At 47.4% G+C, this 6513-nt stretch carries 5 protein-coding genes; all 5 read right to left on the reverse strand.

What is annotated here, in order from left to right; all coding sequences use genetic code 11:
• A partial coding sequence (locus KDK17_RS08290) for a hypothetical protein (protein ID WP_257287832.1) occupies nt 1-957 on the reverse strand: 957 nt, incomplete at its 3' end.
• Between the two features lie 157 nt (nt 958-1114).
• A complete protein-coding gene (locus tag KDK17_RS08295) occupies nt 1115-2449 on the reverse strand; it encodes a TolC family outer membrane protein (protein WP_257280887.1) in 1335 nt (444 codons plus the stop codon).
• Between the two features lie 51 nt (nt 2450-2500).
• On the reverse strand, nt 2501-3826 hold the full coding sequence (locus KDK17_RS08300; RefSeq protein ID WP_257287833.1) for an HlyD family type I secretion periplasmic adaptor subunit: 1326 nt from the start codon (nt 3824-3826) through the stop codon (nt 2501-2503).
• Nucleotides 3823-6006 (reverse strand): type I secretion system permease/ATPase, encoded by a 2184-nt coding sequence (locus KDK17_RS08305; RefSeq protein ID WP_257287834.1) that lies wholly within the window; start codon nt 6004-6006, stop codon nt 3823-3825. Before KDK17_RS08305 ends, KDK17_RS08300 begins: the two co-directional genes overlap by 4 nt.
• Before the next feature lie 74 nt (nt 6007-6080).
• A partial coding sequence (locus tag KDK17_RS08310) for a hypothetical protein (RefSeq protein WP_257287835.1) occupies nt 6081-6513 on the reverse strand: 433 nt, incomplete at its 5' end.

The raw sequence follows: 6513 nt of genomic DNA on the forward strand, positions 1-6513 counted from the left end.
CAGTGAGGAGACGCTTCGACCTCCGGATAAATGGATGGCATGTAGCCAGCAAAAGTTATCTTTGGGAGTGTGCATAATATGGAATCCCTCAAGATAATGGTTTAACAGCTGTTGAGGGTCGTCTTTTGTCAATTCAGGTTCAGAGCCGACTTGTTGGAGCTTTTGTATTTTAGCAGGTGGTTCCGGATCCTGAGTTGTGCTGTCAGCTTCTGCGATAACAGACCGACCTTCACCGGAGCGTTTGCGTTTGCGTCCTTTCGGAGCGCCTTGTGTTTTCTTCTGCGATGGGGGGTTGGTGTTTGCATAGGTTGTGCCTGATCTGGTCGTTACGCTGGTGACTATTTTGGACAGAACCTCCCGGCAGGCTTCCATGGTGGTTGCCAGGCACAAGTCAGTATTAATAAGATGAAGTTGTTCCATAACAGAGCGGTCTGACTGGGTGTGAGCATATTCACGGCGTCGTTTATATTCCTCCTCAATGTCTTTTTGCTCCCTGACGGAGATTCCCTCGGTTTTTGCAATGTGCATCCTTCGGGAACTGTCGTCGTCTATTACTTCTCCGGCGATCTTTATCTTCAGCCTGTTTGTGGGCATTTTTTTGATAGTAATTTTAAGAATTCGTTCTCTTTCAGCTTGCTGCTTTTTAAAAAAAGTTCGGTAATCGGAGAGGTTGTATTCCGGAAATAACAGCTCGGATCCATGGTTGTAGTGCAGGACAATACTCTGGTGAGGATCGGTTTTCAGGTAAAGAGGCTCTCCGGTGTCGAGCGCCACGCTGGTGATGGACTCCAGGCCAGAGCATTGCCAGGTTCTGTTCTCAGGAGTGTCTATAGGCTGACAAAGGGTATGCGGGTCGGCCACAGGTTCTGAGCCAGTGATAATAAAAGGATAATCCGATGAAACCTGAAGAAGCGGGTGATTGCCTGACTTCAGCCCGGTAGCCTTTTGCGGATCCAAGGGAAGTGGCTGCCTACCGTCTGCCAGAACAAACCTCCACTCTCACAGAATCTCTGGTGACACTGGGCCTACTGGCCATCAGGCAGCATGCCTGGCAGCCGCTCTCGCTTAATCCAGAAAAGGATGCCGGGCCTCAGCCTGGCAATAACAAGTTCCTTCACGTTTCATCTACTTGTGGAATTGTCTTTCGTGGCCCTTTTTGCAAAAGTGGCAGCATAGTATTGATTCGCATCGCGCTCAGGATATTGCTTATGCTCGCAAGGACACGGTATTGGGCATAAATGTAATGATAATCAGCAGCGAGGTATCGCTTGCGTGCTTCAAACAGCTCGTTCTGAGTATCAAGTAAATCCAATAAAGTGCGCTGACCAGCCTTAAACTGCGCCAGATATAACTTCACACTCTCTTTAGATTGCTCAACATAATCACGCAAATGGACGCGTGATTGCTTCAGTGTTTCGAAAGCGTCCCACGATGACTGCGCATTGGCCTGCACCTCTCGATAAACCCTATTCGAAAGCATCCGAGAGGCTTCCTCCCGGTAAAGAGCACGACGATAACGAGAGCTGCTTTGTCCCCCGGAGTAGAGGTTCCAGTTCATTTCTACAAGCATTCGCCATTCGTCTTCCCGACCATCAAAACCAGACACATTATCTTTCCAACTACGATCTGCGACTAAGTCAAAGCTGGGATAGTTTTCAGAACGAACCCCCTTGACATTGGCTGCTGAAGCATTCACATCAAGTTTGCTGGCGATGAGCAGCTGATTATTCTGAAGTGCTAATTCAACGGCTCGATCATGGCTTTCAGGTAAGTAAGACTGATTAACCTCTGGACGGATAAAGTTGCCAGGTTGGTTACCAGTGAGCTGCTTGTATAAGGTTTCTGCATCGGACAGGTTGTTGTGGGCTGCAAGTAAATTAGCTCTGACTCTGGCAATGCGACCTTTAATTTGTGTAAGGTCGGATTTATCGGATATGCCCTGTCGCTTGCGTGCAGCCACCATATCGTAAGTTTCGAGATGTTGCTTCAGGTTTTCTTGCGACAAACGCAGCACCTCTTGAGCATTCATTACATTGGTATAGGCTTGCGCCACCTGTAAAGCGAGTGATTCAGCCTGTGCCAGTGTCTGATAATAATGAGCCCGCATGTTGAAGTCAGCGCGCGAGTATTCACTGGTATTGGCAAAGCCACGAAACAGCGGGAGTGAGAATTTCAGTCTGGCCTGCTTGCGAGTTTGATCGGTTTCTCCAACATTAGCCCGGTCCAGATCTTCCCGCCCACCATCAGCACTCAAATCAATACTTGGCAGGAACCTGCCCTCGGCAATGTCAAGTTCAGCCTGCGATGCGTAGTAAGCCTGTAACGTTGCAGCCATATCCGGATTGGTCTGTATGGCATCATTAACCGTTTGCTCCAGGCTTTGTGCACAAGTGTTGTTCCACCAGAACATACCAAGAACGATAAGCGTGGTGCGTAATGTTGGCTTCATTGTTATCAGCTCCGAATATAAACATATAATCGCCACTGCGTTAGATGGTCATCACTGTAAAGCTCTCAATAGTGGCTTCATGATGTACTGCAATACGCTGCGTTCTGCTACGCTAATGTCGACAGTTGCTTGCATGCCAGGAATGATATTCAGGTGGCTGTTACCCTCTCCAAAGTATGCTTTTTCGACTCTGACTTTGACTATGTAATAACTATTGCCACGCTGGTCAGTAATGGAGTCAGCGGAAATGGTCTGTACTCTGCCATCGAGACCACCATAAACCGCAAAATCAAACGCCGAAATTTTCACTTTTGCATGCTGGCCATGCTGCACAAAACCAATATCTTTCGGTTTTACCTTGACCTCAACCATTAGCTCATCATCCACTGGCACAATATCAATAAGCTCAGCCCCTGGCTTTGCGACACCGCCAATCGTTGTGACATACAATTTTTGAATCACCCCATCAACCGGCGAATGCAGTTCGGTGTTTTGAACGCTTGCCTCATTGACGGTTTTTTTACCACGGGCAATACCAAGACGCGTTCGTACTTCAGATAGCTGTTCCTGCGCTTCTGCCCGGAAGCCTGACAAAGTACTGCCTTCTTCTTTCTTGAGACGCTGAATCTCTGCTTTCAGCTTTGGGATCTGATTGTTTGTTTTATTAACCTCTGATTGTGCTTGACTGAGTCGTTGTTTAATATCAATCACAACAGACTCAGATACTGCCCCCATTTTGAGTAAGGGCTCGTTCATTTTGAGCTGCTGCCGGATCAAATCAACCTGGTGCTGCTGGTCTTCCGCCTGCTGTTGAGCTGAGACAAGTTCCTGGCGAGCCTTACTTGCTTTCAGATAGATATTATCTAGCTGCATATGAAGCTCATCCTGTCTCACTTTATAAAGCTTTAACTGCGTGTCGATAAAAGTGTTGTGGGTGGCAACTTGTTCAGAGGCGAATTCAGGGCGAGTGCCTGCGACTTCTGCCGCAAGGCGCGTTTCTTCTGCAAGCAACGATGAAGTCTCCACGACCGATTGTGTCAATGAACCACTCGCTACCGTTGGATCAAGCTCCATGAGCAACTCCCCCTGCATAACAGACTGTCCTTCACGCACGTGGATTGCTTTAATTGTACCGCCTTCGAGGTTTTGAATGACTTGTGTACGGCTAATCGGGATCGCTTTACCCTGGCCGCGAACGATCTCATTGATGTTGGCGAAATAGGCCCAAAGGAGCAAAAACAACACCATGGCAAATAATATCCAGAGCGTCACTCTGGCTGCAGACGGTGTCCGCATTAACTCGCCTTGGGAGGCGTCCGTAATAAAATCGAGATCGGCTTGAGTGAATGATTTGCCTTTTAGCCTTGATAAACTCATACAGCTCTCTTCTGGCCGGGAGGCTCACCCGCAAGCTGATCAAGAATTTCTTGTTTCGTGCCTTTCATCAGTATCTCGCCATCATCCATAACTGCGATGGAATCGAGTAAACTCAATATGGCAAGCCGTTGTGTAAAAACAATGATGGTTTTATCAGGTGCCAGCCGGTTAAGGCGCTGTATAAGTTTCCTTTCCGAGTCTTGATCAAGTGCGCTGGTTGGCTCGTCAAAGATCAGAATTTTTGGATCTCGGAGCAAAGCGCGAGCGAGAGCCACGCACTGTCGTTGTCCTCCGGAAAGCATTCTGCCTTGCTCACCGCACTCCCGGTTCAAGCCCTCCGGGTGAGTTGCTGTAAATTCGACGACGCCCGCCATCTCAGCGGCTTTAAGAATCTGTGCGTCGGTAGCGTAGGGTGTACCCGTGGCGATGTTGTCACGAATCGTTCCAGAGAATAGGGTAGGTTGCTGCTCAACACAGCCTGTCATTTTGCGCAGGTCACTTGGATCAAGCTGACGAATATCGATACCATCAAGCTTAATGACACCTTCGGTAGGCGTATAAAGTCCCATTAAAAGCCTGAGCAGAGTGGTTTTTCCACAGCCAATACGACCGATTACCGCCAATCGACTTCCTGCGGGAATATTTATTGACACCGATTTGATCACAGGAACGGTATGCTCAGGAAACGTTAACGAAACATTTTCAAGCTGAAAATGGCCCTCAGTAAGGTCACACTGAAGGTACTGTTTTTCATCTTCGCGCTCGACAGGCATTGCCATAATACCGGCAATGCCGTTGTACGCTTCTTTGGTTTGTCCCCATCGTGCGATTAAGCCTGCTACCTGCGTCATTGGAGAAATTACACGCCCTGTTAACATGCTTACTGCAATCAACCCGCCCATGGTCAGGTCATGGTTCGCAATTTCATAGACACCCACAATAAGTAAGGCAACTGTCGTCATTTGCTGGATAAAGCCAGACGTGCTTGTACCAAACGTTGAATAAAGCCGGGAACGGTTGCTCCAGTGTGAAGCTTCGCCAACATTCTGTTCCCACTTTCGCTGATTTAACCCCTCCATTCGGTTACTTTTAACAGTTTCCAGGCCATTAAGAGTCTCAATCAGCAAACCATTCTTTAGCGCGGATGCACCATAGCTATGGGAGATAGCCTCATCAACAGGTCGGCGGATCAACAGAGTGATGACTAAAATAATAAAAATTGAAACCACCGGAACAATAGCGAGGTAGCCACTGAATATATAAATGGCGATCAGGAAAATAATTACAAAAGGTATATCAACCAATGTAGTCAGTGTTGCAGAAGTGATAAAATCTCGAATACTCTCAAATTCGCTCACCCTTTTAGCAAATGAACCCACTGATCTGGGTCGGTGTTCTAATTTCAAAGCCTGAACATGAGCAAAAATCCTGGAAGAAAGAATGACGTCCGACTTCCTTCCCGCAACATCCAGGAAAAAGGTTCGGATCAATTTAAGCAAAAGATCGAAGGAAAAAATAATGGCTATCCCAATTGAAAATGCCCATAAGGTATCAAAGGCTGAGTTAGGGACGACCCGATCATAAATATTTCGGACATAAAAGGGGGTAGAGAGTACAAATAAATTAATAACAACAGAAGCAATGAGCACATCACGATAAATTGGGAAAGACAATCGCAAGGTGTCCCAAAACCAATGCTTGCCTGCTTCACCGGTCATCAGACGACGGTCTTTATCAAACTTGTAATCACGTTTAATGAAAAAACTGAAGCCGGTGTACAACACACGCAGATCATCAAGGTCCATTTCAGACATACCAAAGCCAGCTTCCGGGCGAATAATTGTGGCCTTATTCGCTGTAATGTCGAGCTTGGTCAGCACACAGGCATTGCCATTATGAAGCAACAAAATAGCAGGCAAGACTTCGGGAAGTATTGCATCGAGTTCGCGATTTAATAAGCGCGCAGATAAACTGGCCCGCTCTGCCGCCCGTGGCAGCAGGGCGGGGGTGAGCTTATTCTCAATCAAAGGCAAGCCAGCGCTCAAGGCAGTCACCGTACTTGGTCTATCATATAACTTGGTCACGATAACCAAACTGTCGAGCAAGGCATCAAAGTGTGTCGGCTCCGGAGATCCCGTATCCCATCGATCAGTGACCACATTGCTGTTCTGATCTGCCATTTATTCTCCAAAGTTTGAGTGTGGGAACTGTTCTTATCTGCGATCAACGTCTGCAACGATTGTCAGTTGTGCCGTTAAATCAGTGGTAAGGAGTCATCAGTGGGCTTTGGTACCAAACTATCTATGTGCGAGCCTGAGCTTCCTATGGTTGCATCACCATGGTCAGTATCTGCAGTTCTGCTTGCCAAAAGCTTTTCATCAGTCGACGGTGATGATTCGCCTTTTATCTCATTCGAAACGCTTTGTTCATCACTCTTCTTGCTTTGTTTTTCATTGAGATGTTGCTCAACCTGACGCAGTAAGGAGCCCCCGGCTTCATTTTCGGAAGCTCCGCTAAGGACGAACCCGGCATTTACAAGCTGAGCTCTGTCGATATCACCTGAGGCCAGAGCATGGGGTTGATTTTGATCACGCAGTGACTCCAGATTGATTTGAGGTTCTTTATCGGAAAGGCTACCTTCATGTGCCCGTATATCAAGTTGGTCGGTAACGTCAGAGCTTCTAATG

This window comes from Endozoicomonas sp. SESOKO2, assembly GCF_024606245.1.
In the GTDB taxonomy this organism is placed as follows: domain Bacteria; phylum Pseudomonadota; class Gammaproteobacteria; order Pseudomonadales; family Endozoicomonadaceae; genus Endozoicomonas_A.